This window comes from Phenylobacterium sp. (assembly GCF_031984885.1).
GTDB lineage: Bacteria > Pseudomonadota > Alphaproteobacteria > Caulobacterales > Caulobacteraceae > Phenylobacterium.
In genome coordinates, this window is record NZ_DAMABV010000017.1 from 34,133 (window position 1) to 57,665 (window position 23,533).

At 66.2% G+C, this 23,533-nt stretch carries 22 protein-coding genes; 13 read left to right on the forward strand and 9 right to left on the reverse strand.

Annotated elements, in window-relative coordinates; translation table 11 throughout:
* The first annotated feature begins 2 nt into the window (after nt 1-2).
* Nucleotides 3-584: an SDR family NAD(P)-dependent oxidoreductase gene (locus tag RTL41_RS18520; protein WP_312166595.1), complete on the forward strand. Its 582-nt coding sequence runs from the start codon at nt 3-5 to the stop codon at nt 582-584.
* Nucleotides 499-831, forward strand: a complete 333-nt coding sequence (locus RTL41_RS18525) for a hypothetical protein (protein ID WP_409418351.1) — start codon at nt 499-501, stop codon at nt 829-831. Before RTL41_RS18520 ends, RTL41_RS18525 begins: the two co-directional genes overlap by 86 nt.
* Before the next feature lie 62 nt (nt 832-893).
* Here RTL41_RS18525 and RTL41_RS18530 read toward each other — a convergent pair whose 3' ends face one another.
* Complete coding sequence (locus RTL41_RS18530) at nt 894-1,421, reverse strand: helix-turn-helix domain-containing protein (protein ID WP_312166599.1); 528 nt, start codon at nt 1,419-1,421, stop codon at nt 894-896.
* A 489-nt stretch (nt 1,422-1,910) separates the two neighbouring features.
* Here RTL41_RS18530 and RTL41_RS18535 point away from each other — a divergent pair, with 489 nt between their 5' ends.
* The 3 genes from RTL41_RS18535 (at nt 1,911) to RTL41_RS18545 (ending at nt 5,665) form a co-directional block, all read left to right on the forward strand.
* The gene (locus RTL41_RS18535; protein WP_312166600.1) at nt 1,911-3,311 is read left to right on the forward strand and encodes an MFS transporter; all 1,401 of its coding nucleotides are present in this window, start codon (nt 1,911-1,913) and stop codon (nt 3,309-3,311) included.
* A 256-nt stretch (nt 3,312-3,567) separates the two neighbouring features.
* Nucleotides 3,568-4,713, forward strand: a complete 1,146-nt coding sequence (locus tag RTL41_RS18540; protein WP_312166602.1) for an FAD-dependent monooxygenase — start codon at nt 3,568-3,570, stop codon at nt 4,711-4,713.
* A 259-nt stretch (nt 4,714-4,972) separates the two neighbouring features.
* Entirely contained in the window at nt 4,973-5,665 is a 693-nt protein-coding gene (locus RTL41_RS18545; RefSeq protein ID WP_312166604.1) for a methyltransferase domain-containing protein, read from the forward strand.
* A 7-nt stretch (nt 5,666-5,672) separates the two neighbouring features.
* Here the strand turns inward: RTL41_RS18545 and recQ are convergent, their stop codons facing one another.
* Nucleotides 5,673-7,538, reverse strand: a complete 1,866-nt coding sequence (gene recQ, locus RTL41_RS18550; protein ID WP_312166606.1) for a DNA helicase RecQ — start codon at nt 7,536-7,538, stop codon at nt 5,673-5,675.
* A gap of 88 nt (nt 7,539-7,626) precedes the next feature.
* Nucleotides 7,627-8,238 (reverse strand): TetR/AcrR family transcriptional regulator, encoded by a 612-nt coding sequence (locus RTL41_RS18555; RefSeq protein WP_312166608.1) that lies wholly within the window; start codon nt 8,236-8,238, stop codon nt 7,627-7,629.
* Nucleotides 8,239-8,334: 96 nt separating this feature from the next.
* Between RTL41_RS18555 and RTL41_RS18560 the strand changes: the two genes are divergently transcribed.
* Nucleotides 8,335-9,582, forward strand: a complete 1,248-nt coding sequence (locus RTL41_RS18560; protein WP_312166609.1) for an MFS transporter — start codon at nt 8,335-8,337, stop codon at nt 9,580-9,582.
* A 10-nt stretch (nt 9,583-9,592) separates the two neighbouring features.
* Here RTL41_RS18560 and RTL41_RS18565 read toward each other — a convergent pair whose 3' ends face one another.
* Both RTL41_RS18565 and RTL41_RS18570 read right to left on the reverse strand, forming a co-directional pair.
* Nucleotides 9,593-11,332, reverse strand: coding sequence for an amidohydrolase family protein (locus RTL41_RS18565; RefSeq protein ID WP_312166611.1), 1,740 nt, complete (start codon nt 11,330-11,332; stop codon nt 9,593-9,595).
* A 319-nt stretch (nt 11,333-11,651) separates the two neighbouring features.
* Nucleotides 11,652-12,104, reverse strand: a complete 453-nt coding sequence (locus RTL41_RS18570) for a hypothetical protein (protein WP_312166612.1) — start codon at nt 12,102-12,104, stop codon at nt 11,652-11,654.
* Between the two features lie 47 nt (nt 12,105-12,151).
* On the opposite strand from RTL41_RS18570, the gene RTL41_RS18575 reads away from it, so the two are divergent.
* The 3 genes from RTL41_RS18575 (at nt 12,152) to RTL41_RS18585 (ending at nt 14,800) form a co-directional block, all read left to right on the forward strand.
* Entirely contained in the window at nt 12,152-13,279 is a 1,128-nt protein-coding gene (locus RTL41_RS18575) for a DNA cytosine methyltransferase (protein WP_312166613.1), read from the forward strand.
* Nucleotides 13,280-13,367: 88 nt separating this feature from the next.
* Entirely contained in the window at nt 13,368-14,348 is a 981-nt protein-coding gene (gene cysK / locus RTL41_RS18580; RefSeq protein ID WP_312166615.1) for a cysteine synthase A, read from the forward strand.
* Nucleotides 14,345-14,800: a DNA mismatch endonuclease Vsr gene (locus RTL41_RS18585; protein WP_312166616.1), complete on the forward strand. Its 456-nt coding sequence runs from the start codon at nt 14,345-14,347 to the stop codon at nt 14,798-14,800. Before cysK ends, RTL41_RS18585 begins: the two co-directional genes overlap by 4 nt.
* On the opposite strand, the gene RTL41_RS18590 is transcribed toward RTL41_RS18585, so the two are convergent.
* The 3 genes from RTL41_RS18590 to RTL41_RS18600 all read right to left on the reverse strand — a co-directional run bounded on the left by RTL41_RS18590 (nt 14,797) and on the right by RTL41_RS18600 (nt 17,639).
* Nucleotides 14,797-15,273, reverse strand: coding sequence for an OsmC family protein (locus RTL41_RS18590; protein ID WP_312166617.1), 477 nt, complete (start codon nt 15,271-15,273; stop codon nt 14,797-14,799). The two genes, RTL41_RS18585 and RTL41_RS18590, sit on opposite strands and share 4 nt — an antisense overlap.
* Complete coding sequence (locus tag RTL41_RS18595) at nt 15,273-17,060, reverse strand: acyl-CoA dehydrogenase C-terminal domain-containing protein (protein ID WP_312166618.1); 1,788 nt, start codon at nt 17,058-17,060, stop codon at nt 15,273-15,275. Before RTL41_RS18595 ends, RTL41_RS18590 begins: the two co-directional genes overlap by 1 nt.
* A 105-nt stretch (nt 17,061-17,165) precedes the next feature.
* Entirely contained in the window at nt 17,166-17,639 is a 474-nt protein-coding gene (locus RTL41_RS18600) for a MerR family DNA-binding transcriptional regulator (protein ID WP_312166620.1), read from the reverse strand.
* A gap of 283 nt (nt 17,640-17,922) precedes the next feature.
* Between RTL41_RS18600 and RTL41_RS18605 the strand changes: the two genes are divergently transcribed.
* The 4 genes from RTL41_RS18605 (at nt 17,923) to RTL41_RS18620 (ending at nt 21,356) form a co-directional block, all read left to right on the forward strand.
* Nucleotides 17,923-19,416: a site-specific integrase gene (locus RTL41_RS18605; protein ID WP_312166622.1), complete on the forward strand. Its 1,494-nt coding sequence runs from the start codon at nt 17,923-17,925 to the stop codon at nt 19,414-19,416.
* Between the two features lie 524 nt (nt 19,417-19,940).
* The gene (locus RTL41_RS18610; RefSeq protein WP_312166623.1) at nt 19,941-20,153 is read left to right on the forward strand and encodes a hypothetical protein; all 213 of its coding nucleotides are present in this window, start codon (nt 19,941-19,943) and stop codon (nt 20,151-20,153) included.
* On the forward strand, nt 20,150-20,476 hold the full coding sequence (locus RTL41_RS18615) for a hypothetical protein (RefSeq protein ID WP_312166625.1): 327 nt from the start codon (nt 20,150-20,152) through the stop codon (nt 20,474-20,476). Before RTL41_RS18610 ends, RTL41_RS18615 begins: the two co-directional genes overlap by 4 nt.
* Before the next feature lie 205 nt (nt 20,477-20,681).
* A complete protein-coding gene (locus tag RTL41_RS18620) occupies nt 20,682-21,356 on the forward strand; it encodes a hypothetical protein (protein ID WP_312166627.1) in 675 nt (224 codons plus the stop codon).
* 117 nt (nt 21,357-21,473) lie between these two features.
* On the opposite strand, the gene RTL41_RS18625 is transcribed toward RTL41_RS18620, so the two are convergent.
* Nucleotides 21,474-23,381: a DUF262 domain-containing protein gene (locus tag RTL41_RS18625; RefSeq protein WP_312166628.1), complete on the reverse strand. Its 1,908-nt coding sequence runs from the start codon at nt 23,379-23,381 to the stop codon at nt 21,474-21,476.
* Nucleotides 23,382-23,533 lie beyond the last annotated feature (152 nt).

Sequence of the window (23,533 nt, forward strand, 5' to 3'; positions counted from 1 at the left end):
GCATGTCGTCTAAGACATTTTTCATCACCGGCGCGAATTCCGGCTTCGGCTTCGCAATCGCGGCCGCCGCAAGCCGCAAGGGTCATAAGGTCGTTGGCGCCGTCCGCTCGCAACAGTCGCGGGCGGAGCTCGCGGAGCGTTTGCCTGCGGTTCACCCAGTCCTGTGTGACGTAACCGAATTCGACCGGGTAGCTGACATCGTCCGGCAGACCGAAGAGGATCATGGGCCGGTTGATGTGCTGATCAACAACGCCGGCTGTGGTCACGAGGGAATCCTTGAGGAATCACCCCTTGAGGAGATGCGGCGCCAGTTCGACGTAAACGTCTTCGGCGCGGTCGCCGTCGCAAAGGCGTTCCTGCCGTTGTTCCGCGAAAGGCGCCGTGGATTCATCGTCAACGTGACCTCGATGGGCGGCATGATCACCATGCCCGGCATCGCCTATTACTGGTGGAAGCAAATTCGCGCTCCAGGGCATTTCAGAAGTCATGCGCGCGGAGATGGCGCCCTTCGGCATACACGTGACGGCGCTGTGCCCTGGCTCGTTCCGAACGGATTGGGCTGGACGTTCGATGACCAGGACTGAGCGGTCGATTCCAGACTACGATGCGCTGTTCGATCCGATCCGGCAGGCAAGGCAGGCCAAGAGCGGCAAACAGCTTGGCAATCCCGCCATGCTCGCAGCAGCCGTTCTGGGCCTGATCGAGTCCAACAATCCTCCACCGCAACTCCTGCTCGGCAGCGACGCCCTCGGCCTTGTGTCGGATAGGGTCGCGCGCCTGCAACAGGAAATTGAGGTATGGAAGTCCGTTACCGTTTCGACTGACGGTTGACAGGGTCGCATACCGGAACCTTGCGGCTCGCAGGAGCGTCCCCGCTTCTGAGCCGTAGGGCTCTACTTCTGGTCCGGCACGTTGAGCTGCAAGCCACCGAGCAGAAGATCGACCATCCGAACTGCTTGCCGTTTCCAGTGTTCACCGGGCCTGACGTGCGCCACCCCGGAGAGCGCGCGAAGCAAATCGTGCGGCTCGATGTCGTCGCGAAAGACGCTAGTGGCGACCCCACGCGAGACCAGCGCCTTAACGGGCACGTCGAGGCGGTGTGGCGTCTTGCTGTAGATGGGTTCCGGTCCGCCGATTAGGGTATCCATCGCTGCGGCCATGCCGTGTTTGGCATCGAGAAACTCCACAAACAGCAGCAGCCACTCGCGGAGCGCAGACACCGGTTCTCGCTCGCTCATCAGTTCATCGGCTGCCTCGATCAGCGCCGTGACCTCCTGCTGGTAGACTTCTGAGATAAGCTCATCGCGTGTCGGAAAGTGGCGGTAGAGCGAGGCGATACTGACGCCCGCGCCGCGCGCGACATGTTCAAGAGCAACGCCTGCGCCTTTTTCCGCAAAGGCGCGCTTGGCCGCCTCGATCAATCGGATTCGGTTTCGCTCGCCGTCAGCGCGAGGCCGGCGCGTCGTCTTCGTCGTGGTGTCTGCCTTCAAGTCAAGGAAGCCCCTTGATAAGAGTAGGGTGTCTACGTATAATAAGCGTAGTGATCCTTCGGTTTATCACGGGGCGCGGCGCTTTGGAACCAAGGTGATGCGACTTCCGACGGAATCCGAGCACGCAGCAGAAGAGGCGCTTTCGAGCGGCTTGATATCGCGGGCGCCCAAAAAGGAGAAGCAGCCCGTGTGAGGACATGCCTGGCGGTTCTCGCGTCGGATGACGAGTGTGAAAGGCGCCGGAGACCTCTGTGGGGTCATCAGTCTGCTCGGCGCGATCCGCATCGAGCTGACCGTCGCAACAGCGGAGGAGGCCTGCTCTGCGATGGCGTGTCTTCGGTGGCCGGAGCGGAGAGCGCTGCTGCCGGATGGCCCACAGTGATGCTGAACGTATCCGAAAACGCTCAAGGAGTCCGCCCGATGGCGACATCGCAATTATCTCTGCGCCAGACAGGCGAACCACCGACTATGACGCCTCGGCAACGTCTGATCGCCGTGCTTCTTCTCGGCACCAATTTCATGCTGTCGGTCGATTTCTCGATCCTCAACATCGCGCTCCCCGAGGTCGGGCGGGCGGTAGGTCTGGATCTTGTCAGCCTGCCCTGGGTCGCGACAGCCTTTGCGCTGCCGGCCGCTGGGTTGTCACTCCTCTTCGGGCGGCTCGCCGACCTTTACGGGCGGCGCCTCCTGCTTCTCCTGGGACTCGCGCTGCTTGCGGCGTCGTCCTTGATGGGTGGTCTGGCGACCGGGCCAGTGACGCTTCTCGCCGCGCGTGCTCTGCAGGGCGTGGCAACCGCAATGACGGCGCCGGCTGCTCTGTCGCTGTTAATCACGACATTTGCCGATGAAAGACAACGCGCGCGCGTGCTGGGTCTGAACGGCGCATTGCTTTCCGCCGGCTTCACGGTCGGCGCGCTGGCGGGCGGTTTGCTCGTCGGCGCATTGAGCTGGCACTGGACCTTCCTGATCAACGTGCCTTTCGCTGTTGCGATCCTTGCGTTGACGCCGTTTGCCGTTCCGGCAACCCACACGTCCGAGGACGTGAAGCTCGACATCCCGGGCGCCGTCTCGGTCACGCTTGCGCTCTTTGCCATCGTGTTCGGGATCACCGAGCGTTCACTGCCGGTACTGATTGTGGGAGCCATTCTTCTGGCGCTGTTCTTTTCGATCGAGCGCCGAGCAAAGTCCCCTTTAGTCGCCTTGGAAATGTTGGCATTGCCGTCGGTACGTTGGGGCAACCTGGCGCTGCTGATTGTCTTCGCGATGGAGGCAGGGCTGATCTTCCTGGTCACGGTGTATCTCCAGGATACGCTGCATTTTGGAGCAATGACGACCGGCCTGATCTTTGGTGTTCCGGGGCTAGCGGCCGTCGCGGCGGGTGTTATCGCGGGCCGGATCATCGCTCGTCGCGGCGCGCGTCCCGTACTTCTGGTGGCAATGGCGGTTCAGGCGATCTTCACCGCGCCGCTGATCATGCTTGGCGACAGTCCATCCTGGCTGTGGCTGCTGATCCCTGCGCTGTTCATAGGCTTCTTCGGTCACATCACCGCCGTCGTCGCCGCCACGGTTGCTGCAACATCGGAAGTGACGGATGAAAACGAAGGACTGGCCACCGGCCTTTTGACCATGACTCAGCAGGTTGCGGTCACTGTCGGAATTCCGGTTCTCGGCGCGGTTATGGCTTTGCAGGCCGATATTCTGGCCGGGATCCAACTCGCTCTCGTGGCAGACGTAATTCTCACGTTGGCGGTCGTGTTCATTGTCGCCGCTGGCCTGAAGCGAATGCGGACTGCGACCTTCACATCGTCCGCCGCCGAGTAGCACCGCGCGGTCCTGCAAGCTGTTGTGGCCTCTACTTCAAGTTAGTGGGAAGGGAGGGGTCCGCAGGGGTGGTGTCGTGCTGCGGGAACGGCGGGGATCGACCTGCTGATCGCATCAATTCCAAGCCGATCAGGCACGCCGCGTCATCAAATTTGGTAAACGTAGTAACCCTACGTATAATAAACGTAGCCTGCCTTCCGTTTGGAATCTGACCAGTGCGATTTCAAGCCGACGCTGCGCAGGAGGAGTTACGACATTGATTGAACGACCATTTCATACCCCAGGGAAAGCAGCCGATGGCGGCCTTCTTTCATCGCCAAAGTTAAACACGCCTCCTGACACAGCCGTCGTCGTAGGCGCTTCGCTTGCCGGACTGATGAGCGCCCTGGCGTTGTCCAGGCTCGGACTGCATGTGACGGTGCTGGAGCGCTCGGATCGCAAGTCACGCACGGGCGCCGCGCTGGAGGTCAGCGAGGGGCTGCTTGAACGCCTGACTGGCCGGCATGCGAACGCTGGGACAACCGTTCTCCCGACGGGGGCGCAGGCTTGGACCGATGTGCATGCCGGTCTGCGCTCTGCGGCCGAGGCCGATCCCAATATCTGCATTCGATCACCGGTACGCGTGGCGTTCGTGGATCAAGACGAACGCGGCGCATGGGTGGTGGCGGAAGATGGCCAAGTGGTCAGCGGCGACATCGTCGTCGGCGCTGATGGTCATGCCAGCGTCGTCCGTCGTCATGTCGCGCCTGAGCGTCCCGATGCCAAATTCGCCGGCTACCTGATCTGGCTTGGCCTCGTTAATGAGCAGCTGATTCGGTCGAGGCCGTGGCCATCGCAACTCGCGATCCTTTACGAGCGGGACTATTGCCTCAACGCCTACTATCTGCCCGGCGCGGGCGGCACCTTCGCCGTAGGAAAGCGGCGGATTGGTTGGGGCTGGTACGACGCGGGCCAAAACGACCTGCTGCGTACATCCGGCTGCCTTGTAGGCGACGTTGTTCAGCGCACGATCCGGCCGGATAGGATTCCGGCGTCGACGTTTGAGAAACTGGCTGCCGAAGCGCGGCAGATTTGGCCTGACCCCTGGCGCGAAGCCATTCTTCACTGCATCGAACGGCGCGAAGTGATCGGAACACCTGTCGCCGAATACATGCCAGAGCGCTTGGCGCGCGGGCGCGTATGTCTGGTTGGCGATGCCGCCCACGTACCTTCGCCCATGACCGGCAAAGGGTTCGCCGCGTCGGCCCAAGACGCACTAGCGCTTGCTGAGGCGCTAAAACGCGAGATGCTCGCAAGTGGCGTGGCGGATGCGCTTGGCCGCTATGAGGGAAAGCGACTCAAGGCCGCCCGAGACCTCGTTCTTTCCGGGCAGAGCTTCAGCCATTCCTTTGCGCGCAATTAGAAGGCGATTTCATCCCTAGACGCCCGCCGACCAGGATGCGTCGAACTCCGAAAAACTGGCGGCCTGGGCGGAGATGGATATATTGCGGGCGGCTGCGCATGGGGCGATCTCCGTGGATAACGCTCCGACGGCTGAAGACGCCTCAGCGCCCTATCAACACCGCCCGCTTTGCTACGTCACCACCAACCCGCGCAGGTCGTTGTCTTTGGTCTTGCTTTAGGTATGGTTGCGCCCCCCGAATGGCGATTTGGAGTGGGCCGTGGACCTCGTCGAAGCCGAAAAGATCGTGACCGCGCGTCCGTGGTGGTATCACCAGTTCGAAATCTTCCCGGGCGTGATCACGCCCGGCGTGTACGATCCTTCGGGTACGCTGGAGAAGCTCGACCTGCCCGCGGACATGACCGGCATGCGGGTGCTGGAGATCGGCCCCGCCGACGGCTACTTCACCAAGATGATGACCGCCCGCGGCGCCGACGTGACCGCGGTCGACTACGCCGCCAAGGATTTCTACGGGTTCGGGACCATGGAGCGGCTGTCGGGCCGCTCGTTCAACTTCATCAACGCCAACATCTACAATGTCGGCACGCTGGGGCTGGAGCCGTTCGACCTGGTGATCTGCCTGGGCGTCCTCTACCACCTGCCCGACATGCTGCGCGGCCTCTGGGCGCTGCGCCCGCTGGTCAAGGACCGCTTCATCCTGGAGACGGCGGTCAGCCGCAAGCACGAGGAAGAGCCGTTCGCCGAGTACCGGCCGGGCGTCAGCGACAACGGCGACTACACCAACTTCTGGTCGCCCAACCCGCTATGCTGCGAAAAGATGCTGCAGGACTGCGCCTTCACCGTCGACAGCGTCTGGGTCAACGGCGACCGCGGCATGTTCCACTGCGGGCTGGACCGCAGCGAGCACGCCGAGAAGAAGATGACGGCCGCCTACTCCTTCCACCAGGTCTAGGCGTCGCTCAGGCGTCCATGCCACGCAGCACGGCGAGCACCGCCTCGCCGTAACGCTGCAGCTTGCCCTCGCCGACGCCGGAGATGGCGCCCAGCGCCGGCAGGTCGCCCGGCTTGCGACCGGCGATCTCGGCCAGGGTGCGGTCGTGGAAGATCACATAGGGCGGCAGGTGCTGGCGCGCCGCCTCGTCGCGGCGCCAGGCGCGCAGCGCCTCGAAGATCGGCTGGTCGTGCGGCGCGACCGAGGCCGGCGCCGCGCCGCCCTTGCGACGGTTGCTGGTCCGGGCCCGCGGCTCAGGTTCATGGGGTTTGCGCAACGAAACCTGCCGCTCGCCGCGATAAATCGCCTTCACCCCGTCGGCGTCGCCCAGCCCGATCAGCGGCCGCCCGTCGTTGGGATCCTCGCGCAGCAGCCCGTCGAACAGCAACTGGTCGATCAGGTCGCGCCAGGCCACGGCGCTCAGCTCCTGGCCGATGCCGAAGGTGGTGAGGCCGGCCTCGAAGCCCGACGGGTCCTTGGTCTTGCCCAGCAGGTGGTCGACCAGCCGCCCGCGCCCGAACCGCCCGCCCATGCGATGCACCGCCGACAGCGCCATCTGGGCGGGCCGGGTGGCGTCCACCGTCTCGACCTCGCCCAGGCACAGGTCGCACTGGCCGCAGGGCTTCACCCCCTCCTCGCCGAAATAGCGGCGCACGGCGGCGGCGCGGCAGGTCGTGCCGTCCAGCATGGCGTAGAGCTGGCGGACCTTGCGGCCCTGGACCTGCTTGACGCTCTCGTCGACGTCGCGGCCGTCCAGCCGCCGGAACGCCCAGGCCATGTCGGCCGAGCCGTAGAGGGTGATGCCCTCGGCCGGGTCGCCGTCGCGTCCGGCGCGGCCGATCTCCTGCCAATAGGCCTCGATCGAGGCCGGCGGGTCGGCGTGGATCACGTAGCGGACGTCGGGCTTGTCGACCCCCATGCCGAAGGCGATGGTCGCGACCATCACCGCCTCGTCGGCCTCCAGGAACTTCTCCAGCCGGTCGGCGCGGACGTTTTTGTCCAGGCCCGCGTGATAGGCCAGGGCCGGAACCCCGGCCCCGCGCAGCGCCTCGGCCAGCTTGTCGACCCCGTCGCGCGAGCCGGCATAGACCACGCCCGAGCGGCCCGGCCGCGCGGCGACCAGCTCCAGCACCCGCTTGTGGCCCGCCCCGCGCTTGCGCTCGGCCGACAGCGCCAGTTCCGGCCGCGCGAAGCTGGCCACGAACTCGGCGGAGTCCTCCAGCCGCAGCTCGGCGCGGATGTCCTCGCGGGTGCGGTTGTCGGCGGTGGCGGTGACCGCCAGCCGCGGCACGCCCGGGAAGATGTCGGCCAGCCGGCCCAGCATCCGGTACTCGGGCCGGAAGTCGTGGCCCCACTGGCTCACGCAGTGCGCCTCGTCGATGGCCAGCAGCGCCAGCGGCACGCGCGACAGCCGCTCCAGCATCGAGGGCTGCATCAGCCCCTCGGGCGAGATGTAGAGCAGGTCCAGCTCGCCGCGGTCGATCTTCTCCCAGGTCTGCGCCCGCTCCCAGGCCTCGCCGGTGGAATCGAGCTTGGCGGCGGCGACGCCCGACTGCTGCAGGCCCGCCACCTGGTCGGTCATCAGCGCGATCAGCGGCGAGACCACCAGCCCCAGGCCCGGGCGCATCATGGCCGGGATCTGGTAGCAGACGCTCTTGCCGCCGCCGGTCGGCAGCACGGCCATGGCGCTGCGCCCGGCCAGCACCTCGGCGATCACCTCGGCCTGCCGCCCCCGGAAATCGGCATGCCCGAAGGTGCGGCGCAGGATCTCCCGCGCCCCGTCCAGGTTCGGCGTTTCGTCGAGTTCAAATCGCGGCGCGAGGGAGGCGACCATGGGATGGCTTATGGCCTGCGTCGGCGATCAGGGCCATGGGGAATGGCGCCGCGGCGTGCGCGTCCAGACCCAAAAAGACCCGGGCTCGCTACTCGGCGGCGGGCCGGGGGCCGCGCAGCAGCCCCTCCATCAGCGCCTTGAAGGCCGGAACCGCCTTCCGCGACGCCGCAGCGGCGTCGGCGGCGTTGGCGATCCACAGGGCGGCGTCCGTCGAGGCGCCGGAGATCAGCCGCGCGGCGACGTCGGCGTCGATGTCGTCCCTGACCACCCCGTCCGCCTGCAACTGCTCCAGGTTGGCCCGGATCGCGGCGATGCAGCCGTCGGCGCTCGGCCAGCGCGACGGATCGCCCAGCACGGCGGGCCCATCGCGCAGCACGATGCGCTGGATCTCCGGCTCCAGGGCCATCTCCACATAGCCGATGTTCTCCTGCACGAAGCCTTCCCAGCGCGTGGCCGCGGCGGCGGCGATCGCCTTCAGCCGCTCGGCCATCTCCGCGTCGATCTGGCGGACCACCGCCTCCAGCAGGCCCTTCTTGTCCCCGAAGTGATGGTAGAGCGCGCCGCGCGTCAGGCCGGCCTCGGCCGTGAAGTCGTCCATCGAGGCGTCGGCATAGCCCCGCTCGCCAAAGGCCTTGCGCCCCGCGGCGATCAGCTTGGCGCGGGTCTCGGCGATCATCTCGGGGCGCGATCTGCGCGTCATCTGGGGCTCCCGGCGAAAAGTGGCGGCGGGCAGTTGACATACGCGACGTATGTAACCACCTCGCTGACATACGAAGCGTATGTATGACTTCGGGACATGCGCCGCCACCACAGAAAGGCCAGGGCCATGCCCAATCCCTATCGCGAGATCTTCCGGGCGCCGGGAACCCGGGGGTTCGCCGCCGCCGGCTTCGTGGCGCGGCTGCCGATCGCCATGGCGCCCATCGGCATCGTCACCATGCTGTCCCAGGCCCACGGCGGGTACTGGCTGGCGGGCGCGGTCGCCGCCGTCTTCACGCTCACCAACGCCTTCGCCGCGCCGCAGATCTCGCGCCTCGTCGACCGCTTCGGCCAGAACCGGCTCCTGACCCCGACGACGGCGGTCTCGGTCCTGGCCTTTGGGGTCCTGATCCTCGCCGCGCGCCTGGACTGGCCGGCCTGGACCCTGTTCGCTTCCGCCTTCGTGGCCGCGGCCATGCCCAGCGTCCCGGCCATGGTGCGGGCGCGCTGGACCGAGATCTTCCGCGACCGGCCGGAGCTGAACACCGCCTTCGCCTTCGAATCGGCCGCCGACGAACTGGTCTACATCGCCGGGGCGTCCCTCTCGGTCGGCCTCAGCGTGGCCGTGTTCCCCGAAGCCGGGCTGCTGGCCTCCACCGTCTTCCTGGCCGCCGGCATGACCGCCTTCGTGCTCCAGCGCGGCACCGAACCGAAGGTCCGGGCGACGGAGTCGCGCCTGCGCAGGTCCGCCATCGCCCTGCGGCCGGTCCAGCTCATCACCGCCGCCCTGGTCTTCGTCGGCGCGATCTTCGCCACCGCCGAGGTCAGCACCGTCGCCCTGACCCGAGAGCTGGGCCAGCCCGAGGCCGCCAGCCTGGTGATCGGCGTCTACGCCCTGGGCTCGTTCGTCGTCGGCCTGATCATCGGCGCCCTGAACCTGAAGCTCCCGCTGCAGCGCCAGTTGCTCGTCGCGCTCGGGGTTCTCCTGCTGACCACCCTGCCCCTGCTGCTGGCCGGCAGCGTGCCGGTCCTGGCCGGCGCCATCTTCCTCAGCGGCGTGGCGATCTCGCCGACCTTCATCACCGCCTTTGGCCTGATCGAGCGGCGCGTGCCGCCCGAGGCCCTGACCGAGGGCGTGACCTGGGTGATGACCGGGATCGGCATCGGCATGGCCCTGGGCGCCTTCGTCTCCGGCCTAGTGGTCGACGCCTTCGGCCCCCGCAACGGCTTCTGGGTGTCGATCGCCGCGGCGAGCCTGGCCCTGCTGATCGTCGCCCTGGGCCAACGCGTCCTGGGCGAGGCCCGGGCCGGCGCCGGCGGCGTCGAACCCGTCCCCGCCGAGTGACCGCCGGCGGCTACTCCGCCGCGATCGCCGCCGGCGCGGCCTGCGCCCCGCGCAGCAGCCGTCCGGGCAACGCCCCGGTCGGCTCGCCGTCGCGATAGGTGATCTGCCCGGCCACGATGGTCGCCACATAGCCCTCGGCCCGCTGGATCAGCCGCCGCCCGCCGGCCGGCAGGTCGTAGGCGACGCGGGGCGCCTCCAGGCTCAGGCCCTCGTAGTCGATGACGTTGAGGTCGGCGCGGTAGCCGGGCGCCACCAGCCCCCGGTCGTGCAGGCCCAGCGCCGCGGCGGTGTCATGGCTCTGCATCCGCACCATCGCCTCCAGCGGCAGCTTCGGCCCGCGGGTGCGGTCGCGCGTCCAGAGGGTGAGGTTCGAGGTCGGGAACGAGCCGTCGCAGATCATCCCCACATGCGCCCCGCCGTCCGACAGGCCGGGCACCGTGTCCGGGTGGGTCAGCATCTCGAACGAGGGGTCCAGCGAGCCGCCCGCATAGTTGAGGAACGGCAGGTACAGCATCCCGCGCCCGCCGTTGGTCAGCATGTGGTCCAGCGCCAGCTCCTCGGGCCGCACGCCGCGCGCATTGGCCAGGGCCAGCACCGTGCGGTCGGGCGTCTGCTCGTAGTCCGGCGTCTCGCCCATCAGGAACATGACCTTCCAGTTCTGGGTCATGTTGGCGGCGAAGGCGGCCGAGGCCTCGCTTCCCTCGCAGAGCAGCCGGGCGCGGAAGTCCGGCTCGGCCAGCCTGGCCGCGCGCTGCGCCAGCGGCAGCGCGGCGATTTCCTTGTAGCTCGGATAGTGCGTGAACGGATTGAGCGTCAGCTCCAGCCCGAACAGCACCCCCACCGGCCGCCCGCAGACCTGGGCGCGCATCGGCAGGCCCGCGGCGCTGGCCTCCTCCAGCCGATCGAGCAGCCGCCGCCACTGGGCCGGCTGGATCGGGCTCTGCACCAGCGAGAACGACAGCGGCCGCCCGGACCGCTCGACGATCCGCCGCAGCATGGCGAACTCGGCCTCCGGGTCGCCGAAGTCGGAGACGAACTGCAAGGCGCCCTGGCCGGCCGCCGCCAGGCCCATGGCGATCCCGGTCAGCTCGTCCTCCGAGGCGGTCAGGGTCGGGGTCGGCTGGCCGTCGCTGGTCCGGTGGTTGAGCGTGCGCGAGGTGGAGAAGCCCAGCGCCCCCGCCTCGACTGCGCCCTTGGCGATGGCGGCCATCGCGGCGATGTCGGCGGGGGTGGCGTCCTCGCGGTTGGCGCCGCGCTCGCCCATCACGAACACCCGCAGCGCCGCGTGAGGAAGTTGGGCGCCGATGTCGACGTCGAACCGCCGCCCCTCCAGGCTGTCCAGATAGTCGGGAAAGCTCTCCCAGTTCCAGGGCAGGCCCTCGGTCAGCACCGGGAACGGGATGTCCTCCACCCCCTCCATCAGCCGCACCAGCCGGTCGTGGTCGGCGGGCCGGCAGGGCGCGAAGCCCACCCCGCAATTGCCCATCACCACGGTCGTGACCCCGTGCCAGGACGAGGGCTGCATCCGCTGGTCCCAGGTCGCCTGGCCGTCATAGTGGGTATGGATGTCGACGAAGCCCGGGGTCACCAGCTTGCCGCGGGCGTCGATCTCCTCGGCCCCGGCCCCGGCGACCTTGCCGACCGCCGCGATCCGCCCGTCCTTGACCGCGACGTCGGCCTCGAAGGCCGCGCCGCCCGACCCGTCCACCAGCACGCCGCCCCGGATGACGAGGTCATAGGCCCGTTCCATGGCGCTCTCCCTGCTTCTTGTCGTTGCGCAGGATTACCCGCCCGCAGGGTAGCCCAGGTCAAGGGCGCCGTGGCGGCAAGCCTTGTCTCCTTAGATGCCCTATCCCCCAACGGGCAGGGTATCGCCCCCTCCGGTTCGTCATGGCCGGGCCGGCACGTCCCGGCCATCCATGGACGCCGAGGCCTGCCGGCGATCCCAGGCGCGCATGGATCCCCGGCACGCCTATGCGGCCGGGGATGACGATCGGAGGACGTGGGTCCAAGGCCACGGCGCCACATGCGACCGCCCCGCACACGATGGGAGAGGATCCAAGGGCGGCCTACCGCCCCTCCCTCGGCTTCTCCGAGGTCTTCACCGCGCAGCCCTTGTAGGTCGTGCCGCCCAGCGCCACCTCGGCCGCCAGCGGATAGGTCAGGTCCGACATGCCGTCCGAGCAGCCGGCCTGTTCGCTCAGCGTCACCTTGATCGGCCGGGCGCCCTCCGTGCTCTCCCAGACCACCTGGCCGCCCTCGACGCGCCCGCCCCTGTTGGGAAAGGCGATGTTGGCGTCGGGCGTCGAGAACTCGATCTGGGCCTCGCGGACCTTCACGCTCCAGAACGGCTCGGTCCCGTGCGCGTCGAGGTCGCCCTGGAAGGCGTCCGGCAGTTCCGCGGCCGCAACGGGCGCCGCCGGCGCGTCGGCGGGCGGCTGGGCCGGCGATCCGTCCGGCGCCTGCGGCTGGCAGGCGCCGAGCAGGGTCGCTGCGGCGGTGATCAGGAGAGCATGTCGCATGACGGCGTCCTTTCGCATGGCCCCGGCCAGGGTAGACTCGGCCCGCAATGAGTCGGGCGCTTTCCTTCTACGAATTTTTCGCCGGCGGCGGCATGGCCCGCATCGGCCTGGGCGAACCATGGGCCTGCGCGTTCGCCAACGACTTCGATCCGCTCAAGGCTTCGACCTACCGCGCCAACTTCCCGGACGCCGACGGCCACCTGCACGAGGGCGACGTCTGGGCGATCGACCCGGCCCGTCTGCCGCCGCGCGCCGACCTGGCCTGGGCCTCCTCGCCCTGCCAGGACTTCAGCCTGGCCGGCGCGCGGGCCGGGCTCGCCGGCGGCCGTTCCTCGGCCTTCTTCGGCTTCTGGCGGCTGGTCGAGGCGCTGGGCGACGCCGCGCCGCGCGCGGTGGTCATCGAGAACGTCAGCGGCCTGCTCTCCTCGCACGGCGGCGCGGACTTCACCGCCCTCTGCCAGGCCCTGGCCGGCCAGGGCTACGCCTTCGGCGCCCTGGAGATCGACGCCGCCCGCTTCACGCCGCAGTCGCGGCCCCGGGTCTTCGTCATCGCCACCCGCCAGCCGCCCGCCCCCGGCCTCATCGGCGAAAGCCCGTTCCACACCCGCGCGGTGCGCGAGGCCCACGCCCGGCTGCCCGAGCCCCTCGCCCGCCGCTGGATCTGGTGGCGCGGCGCCGCGCCCGCCGCCCGCAACACCGACCTCGCCGCCCTGCTGGAGCCCGACGACGCCGTCGCCTGGCATGGCCGCGACAGGACCGAGCGGCTGCTGGCGCTGATGGCCCCCCAGCACCTGGCCAAGATCGAGGCGGCCCGCGCCGCGGGCGCGCGCCAGGTCGGCGCCGTCTTCCGCCGGATGCGGGTCGAGAACGGCCAGCGCGTGCAGCGCGCCGAGGTTCGGTTCGACGGCCTGGCCGGCTGCCTGCGCACTCCGCGCGGCGGCTCCTCGCGCCAGACCCTGGTGGTGGTCGAGCGCGGCGAGGTCCGCAGCCGCCTGGTCTCCCCGCGCGAGGGCGCCCGCCTGATGGGCCTGCCCGACAGCTACGCCCTGCCGCGCGCGGCCACCGGCGCCCTGCACGTGGTCGGCGACGGCGTGGTCGTGCCGGTCGTCCGCTGGCTGGCCGGCGAGATCCTCGAGCCGCTGCTGCGCCCGCCCGCGGCCGTCGCCGCCGAATAGCCAGGCTGCGCTTCGAAACAGAAGAAGTGCGCTTCCAAATCCGGCCCGGGCGCTTAGGTTGGCGCCACAGCCAACCGACGAGAGAGCCATGGCCGACTCCACCTACGACGCAGCCCGCTACAAGCGTTCCGGCCGCGGCAAGATCTTCGACTCCGTCCTCGACCTGATCGGCGACACCCCGCTGGTCCGCCTGCCGAACCTGACCAAGGCGCTGAAGCCCAAGGGCGAGGTCGTCGCCAAGCTGGAGTTCTTCAACCCGCTGGCCTCGGTCAAGGACCGCATCGGCGTGGCCATGATCGAGTGGCTGGAAGCGACCGGCAAGCTGAAGCCCGGCGGTTCGATCGTCGAGCCGACCAGCGGCAACACCGGCATCGCGCTCGCCTTCGTCGCCGCCTCCAAGGGCTATCCGATCACCCTGGTCATGCCCGAAAGCATGTCGATCGAGCGTCGCAAGATGCTGCTGATCCTGGGCGCCAAGCTCGAGCTGACCCCGGCCGAGCGCGGCATGGCCGGCGCCGTCGCCCGCGCCCGGGAGATCGTCGAGGCCACCCCCGGCGCGGTCATGCCCCAGCAGTTCGACAACGAGGCCAACCCGCTGATCCACCGGGTCTCGACCGCCGAGGAGATCTGGAACGACACCGACGGCAAGGTCGATGCGGTGATCTCCGGCGTCGGCACCGGCGGCACCATCACCGGCATCGGCCAGGTGCTGAAGGCCCGCAAACCCGGCCTGAAGATGGTCGCGGTCGAGCCCGAGGCCTCGCCCGTGCTGTCCGGCGGCCAGCCGGCCCCGCACAAGATCCAGGGCATCGGCGCCGGCTTCGTGCCCTCGATCCTCGACCGCGGCGTGATCGACGAGATCATCCAGGTCTCCAACGACGACAGCTTCGCCATGGCCCGCCGCGTGGCCAAGGAAGAGGGCCTGCCGGTCGGCATCTCCTCGGGCGCGGCGCTCACCGCCGCCTTCGACCTGGCTTCCCGCGACGAATATGCCGGCAAGCTGATCGTCGCCATCATCCCCAGCTTCGCCGAGCGCTACCTCTCCACCGCCCTGTTCGAAGGGCTTTGAGCGACGTCTTCACCCCGGAGAAACGCTCGGCGGTCATGCGCCGGGTCAAGGGCAAGGACACCGCTCCCGAACTGAAGGTGCGCCGGGCGCTGACCGCGCTCGGCGCCCGCTATCGCCTGAACCGCAGGGACCTGCCCGGGTCGCCCGACATCGTCATGCCCGGCCGCCGGCTGGCGATCTTCGTGCATGGCTGCTTCTGGCACGGCCACGACTGCGCCCGTGGCGCGCGCACGCCCAAGGCCAACCGCGAATACTGGACTGCCAAGGTCGCCCGCAACGTCGCCCGCGACCAGCGCACCGCCGCCGAACTGACCGCCGCCGGCTGGCGCGTCGAGACGATCTGGGAATGCGACCTCAAGGACGGGGCTGCGCTGACCGAACGCCTGCGCGGGCTGCTGGCGTCCCACTCCCCTCTCCCGACCTCTCCCCGAGGGGAGAGGAGGAAATCCTAGCCCTCTCCCTCCGAGAGAGGGGGCGCCACCGTCACTTCCGTCTTCACCGAGTTGGCGATGAAGCATTCCTCGTGCGCCGCGTGGTGCAGGTGGGCCAGCATCTCGGCCCCCGGCGCCTCGCCCTCCCATTCGATCCGCGGCGAGAGGGTGACCCTGGTCACCGCCATCTTGCCCGGCGCGATCTCCTCCATCACGCCCGAGGCGTGGTCGCGATAGGCCGTGACCACGAACCCGGCCAACCGCGCCTTGTGCAGGAAGGTCAGCATGTGGCAGTTCGACAGGGCGGCGACGAACATCTCCTCGGGATCGACCGCCTCCTCCACCGCCCACTTGCCGACCACATGCGGCGAGGCCGAGGCCGGCACGATCAGCCCGCCGTCGAAGCTCACCACATGGCCGCGGCTGTAGCGGCCCTTGGCGAAGTCCTCGCCCTCGCGCAGGCTCCAGGCGACGTCGGCCGTGTAGCTGGCCATCAGAACGCCTCCGCCGGCAGCGCCATCATCAGCTCCGAGCCGGTCTTCAGCTTGGCCAGGTGCGCGGCGGTGTCAGGCAGGATGCGCTCGACATAGTAGCGGCCGACCACCAGCTTGTTGGCGTAGAACGGATCGGTCTCGCCGCCCGCGATCTTGCCCTGCACGGTCTTGGCGATCTGCGCCCACATGTAGGCCAGCGCCGTCAGCCCGAAGAGGTGCATGTAGTCGGTCGAGGCGGCCCCGGCGTTGTCGGGGTTCATCAGCCCGTTCTGCATCAGCCACATGGTGGCGTCCTGCAGCTCGCCCTTGGCCTTGGCCAGCCCTTCGATGAACGGCTTCAGCGCCTTGTCCTCGCCGTTCGCCTCCACGAAGGCGTCGATCTCGGCGAAGAAGCTCATCACCGCCCGGCCGCCCTCGGCGGCCAGCTTGCGACCGACCAGGTCCAGCGCCTGCACGCCGTTGGTGCCCTCGTAGATCAGGGCGATGCGCACGTCGCGCATGTACTGGCTGACCGGGAAGTGCTCGGTGAAGCCCGAGCCGCCATGCACCTGCACCGCGTCGGAACAGACCTTCAGCCCCCTGTCGGTCAGGAAGCCCTTCACCACCGGGGTCATCAGCGCCATGTAGTCGCCGCCCTTCTGGCGCACCGCCTCGTCGGGGCTGCCGTGGGCCAGGTCGCCCTGCAGCGCGGTCCAGAACAGGAAGGCGCGGCCGCCCTCGATGATCGCGCGGCTGTCCATCAGCATCCGGCGCACGTCCGGGTGGACGATGATCGGGTCGGCCGGGCCGTCGGGGTTCTTCGGCCCGGTCAGCGAACGCCCCTGCAGGCGTTCCTTGGCGAAGGTCGCGGCGGCCTGGTAGGCGGCCTCGGCCTGGGCGACGCCCTGCAGGCCGACCCCGATCCGCGCCTCGTTCATCATCACGAACATCAGCGACAGGCCCTTGTTCTCCTCGCCGACCAGCCAGCCGATCGACTCCTCGTGGCGGATCACGCAGGTGGCGTTGCCGTGGATGCCCATCTTCTCTTCGAGGCCGTCGCAATAGACGCTGTTGCGCGCGCCTGGCTTGCCGTCGGCGTCCGGAATGAACTTCGGCACGATGAACAGGCTGATGCCGCGCGTGCCCTGCGGGGCCCCCTCGATCCTGGCCAGCACCAGATGGACGATGTTCTCGGCCATGTCGTGCTCGCCGCCCGAGATCCAGATCTTGCCGCCCGTGATCTTGTAGGTCCCGTCGCCCTGCGGGACCGCCTTGGTGCGCAGCAGGCCCAGGTCCGTGCCGCAGTGCGGCTCGGTCAGGTTCATGGTCCCGCCCCATTGGCCCGAGGCCAGCTTGGGCAGGTAGAGGTCCTTCTGTGCGTCCGACCCGCCGTTCAGGATCGCCGAATAGGCTCCGTGGGTCAGGCCCGGATACATCGAGAAGGCCATGTTGGCCGACGAGCTCATCTCCGAGAACGACAGGTTGACCACGTGCGGCAGGCCCTGGCCGCCATAGGCCGGCTCGGCCCCCAGCGCCGGCCAGCCGCCCTCGACCAGTTGGGCGTAGGCTTCCTTGAAGCCCGGCGGGGTGGTGACCGTGTGGTCGGGGTTCCAGACGCAGCCCTGCTTGTCGCCGACCGCGTTCAGCGGCGCCAGCACCTCGCCGGTGAAGCGGCCGGCCTCTTCGATGATCTGCTCGACCACGTCCATCGAGGCGTCGGCGAAACCGGGCAGGTTCGCGTAGTTCTCGATCTGCAGGACGTCGCGCAGCAGGAAGATGTGGTCACGTACGGGGGGCTGATAGGGCATGTCCGCTCCTGACGGCGCCGATGACGGCGAATGGGGCTCCCGACCGCGTCGAAAGCCCCGAAAGGTTAGCGTGGTTGCACGTTCACGGTGAACCGTGATCGGCGGCTACTTCGCGTGTTCCAGGTCGCCCAGCCGCTCGCGCAGCACCTGGTCGTAGTCGGCCGCGCGGGGCAGCAGGTCGGGCCGTGTGGCCGCCAGCCGTTGTTCCAGGGCGTCGCAGCCCTTGCGCAGCTCGTCGATGGCCTGGTCGATGTCGTGGCGCTGGGCTTCCAGCTCGACGATCCGCTCGCGGAACTTGACCAGCGACTTGGCGTTCTGCGCCGCCCCGCCGTCGTTCAGTTCGTAGAGGTCGAGGATCTCGCCGATCTCCGACAGCGCCAGCCCCACCCGCTTGCCGCGCAGAATGAGCTGCAGCCGGGCGCGGTCCTTGTAGGAATAGACCCGGTTCATGCCGTCCCGCGCCGGAGAGATCAGCCCCTTGTCCTCATAGAAGCGCAGGGCGCGCGGGGTGCATTTGAACTCCAGGCAAAGCTGGCGGATGGTGAAGGTCCGATTGGGCCGGCGAAGGTCAGTGGCCATGCGGCGTCCTCCCTGGACGCTATCGTTTCTATTGATTGACACCGTAAGTCGACGCTTCCGTTTACGTCAAGGTGATCAACGTTCACTCGCATGTGAGGCGCACGGCCATGGCCTCAGACGCCGCCGTCGGCCCCTCCGTGCAGGATGGTCAATATATCATAAATAATTAGAATATCACAACATTTTTTGCTATGATTGTCCGCACAACACCTGCACAGGTCCGGCAAATCAACCACTTACGCGCCCGGCCTGCACAAAATCTGCACAGGCACAAGGTGACGACATGGCATCTGACGGCGGCAAATTCATCATCGACAAGGAGGAGTTGAAGCCCGGCCTCATCCTCTTCCGGCGCTCGGACGTGCGGCACCGCAACTGGTATTGCCGCGTCAAAGTGCCGAAGCAGGACCGCTATAAAACCGTGTCCCTCAAGACCAGCGACCTTCACGCCGCCCGTGCAGCGGCGTGGGAGCATGACGGCGAAGTCCGATATGCCATCAAACATGGCGTAGCCATCTTCAACCGCCCCTTCCGCGATGTTGGCAAAGAGTATCACGCGAAGCAGGCCGTGCGCCTGCGGCGCGGCGAGATCACCCCCAAGCGCCTAGAAACCGTCCGCCTCATCATCGAGGGGCCACTCGATGATTACCTTGGTTCCGTGCAGGTGCATTTGATTGCTGATGAACGGTGGGGAGATTATCCGACTTGGCGGCGCGAAAACGGCGAAGGCCGCATTGAGCGCAACGGCACCCGTATGGTGTCGGAGGAAGTCGCCACCAAACTGGTCAAGGCCGAGATTGAACGGCGGCGGCGGGGATCGGCGGCGCGGGGCCTGCGCCCGAAGCCCGTCAGTCAGGAGGCAATCGCCGCCGCTGTCCGGGCCAAAATGGAAAAAGCGGTGCCCTACGTCAGTGACGACACTATCCGTATGGAAATGAAGCTGCTGTCCGCGATCATGAAATTCGCGGTCAAGAAACGCTATGTGCCCGCCAGCCATCGGTTTGACGACTTCCCCGCGCTCAAAACGATGCAGCGGGAGGAATTTACCGTTGAGGAATACCGCAAACTACACACGGTAGGCCGCTCATGGGTGAAGGCCGCCCCCACAGAGGCCAGCCGCTGGCAGCGCACCATGACCTACAACATGGTGCTGATTGCCTGTAATACGGGTATGCGTCCCACCGAGCTAAAGAACCTGCGCTGGCGGGATGTATGGCCCGCGAAAGACCGTGACGGGCGGGATATTTTCGTCCTGTTCGTTCAGGGCAAGGGCAAGTCCCGCAAGCTTGTCGCACCCAAGAGCGTGGGCGATTACATTGAACGTATCCGTGCGATTTCCAAGGCCACGGAAATGGACGACCGCGTGTTTACGACCATCACCGGAAAACCCGCGATCACGCTTTACAAGTCGCTTATCGAAAGCCTGCTGGACAAGGCCGCGCTGCGCAAAGGCGCGGACGGCACCGTTCGCACCACTTATTGCTTCCGGCATACCTACGCGACATTCCGTTTGCAGATGGGTGTGGACGTGTATTTCCTTGCCGAACAAATGGGCACGTCCGTCCAGATGATCGAAAAGCACTATGGGCATGTGAATACCATCAAGCATGCAGACCGTGTTCTGGTCGGCATGGAAGGATGGGACCCCGTGGCGACCAGCCCCGATGAAGCCCTTGCAGGCGGCAAGGCCAAGGCATCGAAAGCGGCAGAGTCGCGTGACAAGACGGCGCGGCCCGCGCCGTCCAGCCCCAGAGGCCAGCGCAATAGGCCGCGCTGACTCCCCGAACCCGTGTCCGGCCCGGACGAACCAGCGGGTTCCATGCTTCACCGATGCGCCGCTGGCGCATTGAATCGGTGAATACCTATATAAACCCGACACGGCTCTAAGCCGTGTCTCTGCCGCGCAGCGGTGCAGTTGCACCGATGCGTTCATAACCTTTCGTATAGGCAAGACGGCCCGCACCTGTGCGCGGGACAATTCCAGCCGGAAGCCCCCGCATTCTTGCGGAACCGCGTAGCCGCCTAGCGGGCGGTGCCCGCCATTAGCTTCACCCATGCCACCATGGATAGCGGGGCCGGAGGTTTCGGCCTCGCCCTGTCATTCCCTTGTGCTGTTTGCATTCCCATCGGGCAGCGTCATGCCCCCTGCCATGCGCGGGCGCTTGTGCCGTCAACAGGAAGCCTCGGCTCCCCCATCCGCAAGCGGACGGTCCCCCCAATTTTCCTGTGTGACGCCGCGCCATCCCGCACGGCTCTCCGTGGGCACGCCCGAAAGGGCAATGCAAACCAAGGAGAACAACCATGACGAAAAAATCCGAAACCAGAGCGCCCGCGTTGATCGCGTGGCACGTCCGCGAAGTCAAAGGCAAAGCCTACTGGACCCGCATCGGGGCCGCGTGGCCCCACCAGAACGGCGAAGGCCATACCGTTCAACTCGACCTTTACCCGCTGGACGGTCGTATCGTCCTGTTGCCCCCGAAGGCCGATGAAGCGGCAGAAGGCGGTGCAGCATGACCCGCCAGTTCACCCGCCATTACGAGCAGCACGAAACCGTCTGGAACGGCGTGACCATATCTATCAGCTATGAACCGCGCTGGCTCAGTCTTTCCGATGACTACGGACTCGACACAGCCCACCTTGAAATCGAGGCCATCGCGCCGGAACGTGCGCCGCTTCCCATCACGGAAACCGGATACCGTTCGCACTTCACCACGGCAACCATTGTTGCAGCCATGGGCGGGCCTGTGGCCCTTGTGCGCACATGGCTTGACGAAGAAGCTGCATCGCCCGCGTGGAAATGCAAAGCCGCCACCGCCCGCCAGTTCTCCCTCTTTTAGAGGGGGAACCGCGCCGGGCGCTTCACGCCCATTCTTGCATGCGAGGGGAAGAACGCCCACCACCGCTCTTTCCCCCGGACATGATATATATTAACCCGTGAGGGCGTGGTGCTGATCTTTGTCAGCCTAGGCGTCTCGACCGCTTCCCCGCAGCGCGGGTGACGGTCCGAGGCAAAGGCAATCGACAGGACAGCAAGGGGGAACCATGTCGCTGGACGAATACAATCGGCATTCTATCTTGGGGCCTGTTGCTGGCCCTGCAACGACCGTTTCAGCGATTGCCGGACAGGCCGCCTATGAGCAGGCGCATGGACAGCCCGCCGTGGTATCCGGCAGCAATGAACCCCTGACGATCACGGGCACGATGCGCACCCTTGCAGCCCTTGTGGTGGCAGGAGCCGCAGGGACAGCGGGAGCCTTCCTGCTACCGGAAACCCCGGCGACCATCGCAGGCTTTATCGCGCTGATGAGCGGTATAGGCATTGTGATCGTCAGCATCTTTGCGGGCACCGAAGCGGTCAAGTTCGCCATCGGATGGACCCTTTCAAGCGCGATTGAACATCGCTGGTGGTGGGTTGTCGCGGCGGCTCTGGCAGCTTTTGTATTCGCGGCGTTTCATGCCTATGCCTTCGGCCCCTTCGATGCGTGGATGGTGGCGCTCTTTGCCGCAGCCCTTGGGCTTGCAGGACGATTCGTCCCGGCCTTGCGGCCTGCCAGTGCCGCCCTTGGGGCTGGCGTGGTGGCCTATATCCTCACCGCGAGTCACATATTCGAGCAGCATAGCTTTCTGGCGCTGCTGATCGCCGCCGCCACAGCCGCCGTGATTTTCGGCGCGGGATATGCGGCGCAAGCTTCGCGCCGCCGGAAATCCGCGCTGTAATTCTCTGCCCCACCGGGGCAGAGAATTACGCCCTGACGAAATGCGAACGCAGAACAGCGGCGCGGTCTATTGGCGCACCTGTCGGGATTGTTTCGTGGCAGAACGGACGACTGACGATCAGGCGAGCGGCACGGTCATCACGGCTTCCGAATTGTCCTCATCTTCCTCCACATCCTCGCCTTCCTCCGGGACATTCCCGGTATAGGCAGCTTTGCCCATTGCCTGTTCGATCAGGCCAAGAAGCCGCTTTTGCCGATCATCCATAAAGGAGTCGAATGCGTCCGTGCGGAGCAGCGCGGGGTCGATCAGATGCGAGCGAAGATATGTATCCAGTTTATCGGTGCTGATGGGCGGGCTTGAGTTATTGCCTTCTTCCAGCTTCGCCAGATATTCGCTTGGCGCAATCCCGCCGATAATCCTGTTCGTGCGGTAGGACAGCGGAGCCTTGTTGATGATGGAATCATAAACGGCGGGCTTGATACCGTTTTTCTTGCACCAGTCTTGCGGGAAGATGTGGTGAATATCGACATTCTCACCGAAGAATATGGTGTGATCGAACTTCTGCCCCGACCGGAAATCCTGTGCGCCCTCTTTCATCAAGAGCGCATTCACGCCCTTGTAGGCCGCTGAAAGCCGCATCCGCATCGTTTTCAAGCGGTCGGCGCGGAAGATCGTCTCGCTTACGGTGGACGGCTCCGGCCCGCCGTTCAGCCAGACAGGCACTTCCATGAAATCACGGGCTATGCGGGTTTCCACCGCCGACCCGTAAAGCTCCCCGAAAACGCCGTTCCAATACCATTGGATGAGTTTTGTGCGGTTCGCTTCATGCTCCCAAGCATCACCAATATCTGCAAGAATCGCCGCCAGCGGCACAATCTGCGATTGGTAGGGCAGATCGAATATCCGGTAGATATGCAGCATATGAAGAAACTTGGCGGCTTGGACGAAACCGCGCTCCACCTGCGTTTCGTATTGCTTGTAGGCTTCCAGCGGCAAATCCAGCAAAGCTTGCCTATTCCCTGAAACCGCAGGCAGTTCCTTGCCTTCCTTACCTGCCTGTTCGGCTTTGCGCCGTTTGTCCCGCGTATAGAAAAGAGAGATCGCTTGGAGAAAGTCGGTATTGCCGACACCTGCGAGAATGCCCGCATCGGAATCCGCAGGGCGCAGCGTATCGACCAGCCGCTGATGACGGCCTTTCACCGTTTCATCACCATACCAATCCTTGCGCAGTTCATGACCGGACGCGGCATACATGGCTGTTACCAGTTCAAACGCATCGAGCGGCTTGCCGCCCGTGTTGACCTTCTCGAATACCACGCAGACCGCTTCCTTGGAGGTCGAGCGGTCGAGGGCGATCACTGGCACACGGTAATATTTGAAATTTTCCAAAACCTGCCGCTTGAACTGGCGGAATTGCTCGCGCACTTCCTTATGCGCATCGCCCGACCAATATTCGTCAAAGCCGTCCTGCCATTTGTCCCAATCAAAGACTTGGCTAACCGGATACATGAGAGCGGCATATTCTTTTTCGGGGGTAGAAAGATCAAGCACGACTTCGCGCCCGAAATCCGTGCGCTCCATGCGGTCTTCCGGCACCCCGATCACGGCTTCCTCGCGGTCTGCCGTTTCGTCAATCGCCTTGCGTATGTCGAGGTAGAACCAGCGTTTCACCCGCTTTTTCTTCGGTGTGACGGTTTCCACGACCTTGCCGCGTAGCGTGACCTGATAGAGCGAGGTCATGCGCTGTTGACCGTCAAGCAGAAGGGATTGAGGCGCCACCTGCCGCGCTTCGAGCGGTGCGCCCTCCACGGGGCGCGGCTTGAAACTAACAGGCCCGCCAGTGTCGAGAGACATGAGAGCGCCCACGGGGAAGGCCCGCGAGATCGAGGCGATCAGGCTCTTGATCCGGTCTTCATCCCAGACCCAACTTCTCTGAAAATCCGGCAACTGGATAATGCCCTGATGGCATCCGTCCAGAAGTCGTGAAAGGTCGATAGGATTGGTCTGGAAGGTTGAGCCTGCCATTTTCGATAGTGCCCCCGCTACTTACATAAATTTCGTTCTGCCGCCCCGGCAGATTCGAGAAGATTCCAGCATAGCATGCTGCTGGTATCCACCATAAATCTCATTCTATCGTGGTCGATTATTGTGACCGTCAGTCTTGATGCGCCGATGAC